Below are 1,912 nucleotides of genomic sequence, written 5' to 3'. Positions count from 1 at the left end.
CCCTGGTAGATCACCCGCTTGACCAGACCATCGAAGCCGGGACCGTCCGGCGACACGTCGAGATCGGCCGACCGGCAGCAGACCTTTGCCCCGGTTCGCGGCCGCTCGCCTGGCCGGCAGCGGACAACCAGTTCCGCGCCGAGAACGCGGACCTTGCAGTGCCCTCTTTCTTCCGCGCTCAACACATCCGCAGGCAGCAAAATGCCCTGCGAAATGAAGGAAGCCACCATTTCATTTGCCGGCTCATGATAGAGTTCGCGTGGCGTCGCCAGCTGGGCAAGACGCCCGCCATCCATCACCGCGATCCGATCGGCCAGCGCCATCGCCTCGGCCTGGTCATGGGTGATGTAGACGATCGTCGTGCCCGTGCGCTTGTGGAAGGACGCGAACTCGTCCTCCATCGAAGCCCTCAGATGCACGTCGAGATTGGCCAGCGGCTCGTCGAACAGAACCAACGAGGGCGCGGCGACAAGGCAGCGCGCCAATGCCACGCGCTGGCGTTGGCCGCCGGACAGATTGGCCGGCCGACGCTCGCCCAGCCCTTGCAGATTGACCAGGGCGAGTGCGTCTTCAACCTTCTGGCGCGCGACGGCCTTGTCGAGCTGCGCCACCTTCAGCGAATAGCCGATGTTTTCGGCGACCGTCATGTGCGGCCACAGCGCGTAGTTCTGGAAGACGATGCCGACGCGCCGCTTTTCCGGCGCGACGCTGCCGCCCTTGCCCGACACGACCTCGCTGCCGATACGGATCTCGCCTGACGTCACCTTCTCGAATCCGGCAACGAGCCGCAGCAGCGTGGTCTTGCCGCAGCCGGACGGCCCGAGCACTGCCAGGAACTCGCCGTCGCCGACATCGATCGATACGTCCTTGACGGCATCGAAATTGGCGAAGCTCTTGGTCACATTGTCCAGGCTCAATCGCGCCATGGCAGCACTCCGGTCGGAAGGTAGGGGGCAAGCAGATTGGTCACCAGCATCAACAGGAAAGTGACCGCCACAGTGATGACGGACATCGCCGCCGCATAGTTGGAATCGCCGCCCTGCTCGAAGGAAAACATCACGACACCGATCGTCTCCGACCCGGACGACCACAGCAGCGCCGAGACGGTAAGTTCGCTGAGCGCCGTCATGAAGATCAGTAGTCCGCCGGCGATCGCCGCCGGTGCCACCAGGGGAAAGATGATCGTGCGCATGCGCGTGAACAGCCCGGCGCCCGCTACTTGCGCCGCCTCCTCCAGCGCCCGGTCGATCTGGTGATAGCCGCTGATGGTCGGCCGCAGCGCCAGCACCAGGAAACGGGCGAGATAGGCGTAGAGGATGATCCAGACGGTGTTGTAGAGCTGGATGCCGGTGAGCGGGATCGGCCGCAGGAACATGAGCAGCGAGGCGATCGCCAGCACCACGCCGGGCAAAGCATAGGGCAGCTCGACCGACAGATTGAGCAGCCGCACCCAGCGCTGCTTGCCCCATGCGATCAGATAGCCGATCGGCACTGCGACCAGGACCGCGAAGAAGGCCGCCGCGATCGACAGCCAGAAGCTGTTGAAGAAGGCGCGGCTGGCCGCGTCATGCTCGAACAGCACGAAGCGATAATTGTCGAGCGTTGCCGTCTTGGCGGTGAGCGCGATGCCGTAGCCCGGCACCAGCGATGTCAGAACCAGCCCGAACAGCGGCAGGAACAGCACCACGATGATCAGCAGCCACATGCCGGCCTGGACCGTAGGCCGCCAGCGACCGAGTTCATAGGGTTCGGCCGAAAGCGACGTGGAGCTGATGCGATAGTCGCGGCGGCGGCTCATGATCTCCTGGGCAAGGATACCCGCCATGGCGATGATGCCGATCAGCACCGATAGGAATGCGGTTTCGCCGAGCACGGCGGGGCCGCCGCCGGCCAGCTTCTGATAGATCAGCGT

At 64.5% G+C, this 1,912-nt stretch carries 2 protein-coding genes; both read right to left on the bottom strand.

Annotated features, from left to right (window positions below):
• On the bottom strand, positions 1–926 hold a 926-nt coding region (locus ENZ74_RS30610; RefSeq protein WP_164761340.1), incomplete at its 3' end, for an ABC transporter ATP-binding protein.
• Positions 914–1,912 (bottom strand): ABC transporter permease subunit (locus tag ENZ74_RS30605; RefSeq protein ID WP_164761339.1); only part of this gene is annotated, 999 nt, incomplete at its 5' end. The genes ENZ74_RS30605 and ENZ74_RS30610, both read right to left, overlap by 13 nt.

It is taken from the genome of Mesorhizobium sp. M7A.F.Ca.CA.002.15.2.1 (genome assembly GCF_003998715.1).
GTDB classification, from domain to species: domain Bacteria; phylum Pseudomonadota; class Alphaproteobacteria; order Rhizobiales; family Rhizobiaceae; genus Mesorhizobium; species Mesorhizobium ciceri.
This window is presented reverse-complemented; position numbering and strand designations above follow the sequence as displayed.